The following is an 826-nucleotide window of genomic DNA, read 5'->3' as shown; positions in this document are numbered from 1 at the left end:
TGCATGACCAGAGCGCCGTCCTTGGCCGATTTCAGCTTCTCGGCATCCAGCCCGAAATAATGGAAATATTCGCGCACGGAAGGCACGAAGGCGCCTTCCATCCGCTCGCGCTGCAGCCGCAGCATCATCACCACATCCGCGTCCTTGAGCCCTTCGGCCATCGAACGGGTGACAACTACGCCCATTTTCTCGATGCCGGCGGGCAGAAGCGTCGACGGCGCCACGACGCGGACCTGGGCGCCGAGCGCGTTGAGCAGCATGATGTTGGAACGCGCCACGCGCGAATGCAGGATGTCGCCACAGATCGCGACGATCAGCTTCGACAGCGGGCCCCTGGCGCGGCGGATGGTCAGCGCGTCGAGCAGCGCCTGCGTCGGGTGCTCATGGGCGCCGTCGCCGGCATTGATCACCGAGCAGCCGACCTTTTGCGCCGGCAGTGCCGCGGCACCCGCCGACTGGTGGCGGATGATCAATATGTCCGGGCGCATGGCGTTCAGCGTCATCGCCGTGTCGATCAGCGTCTCGCCCTTCTTCACCGAAGAGCTCGCCACCGACATGTTCATGACGTCGGCGCCTAGCCGTTTTCCGGCCAGCTCGAACGACGACTGCGTGCGGGTCGAGGCTTCGTAAAAGAGGTTGATCTGGGTGCGGCCGCGCAGCGTCGTGGTCTTCTTCTCTGACTGCCGCGAGATCGCGACCGCCCGGTCCGCCTTGTCCAGCAAAAGCTCGATGTCGGCGGGGGAAAGATCGCGGATGCCCAGAAGATGGCGGTGAGGATAGAGTGGCAGGGACGAAGCGTCGGTCATCTCAAGGCGCTGCTATAGGG

1 protein-coding gene is annotated in these 826 nt (G+C 64.4%); it reads right to left on the bottom strand.

The window, feature by feature from the left end:
• Positions 1-806: aspartate carbamoyltransferase catalytic subunit (locus EOA86_RS36695; protein WP_128345839.1), on the bottom strand; the 806-nt coding region annotated here is incomplete at its 3' end.
• Between the last annotated feature and the right edge of the window lie 20 nt (positions 807-826).

It is taken from the genome of Mesorhizobium sp. M5C.F.Ca.IN.020.32.2.1 (genome assembly GCF_004023105.1).
In the GTDB taxonomy this organism is placed as follows: domain Bacteria; phylum Pseudomonadota; class Alphaproteobacteria; order Rhizobiales; family Rhizobiaceae; genus Mesorhizobium; species Mesorhizobium wenxiniae.
The sequence above is the reverse complement of the archived record's forward strand: the minus strand, read 5'-3'. Positions and strand labels throughout refer to the sequence as shown.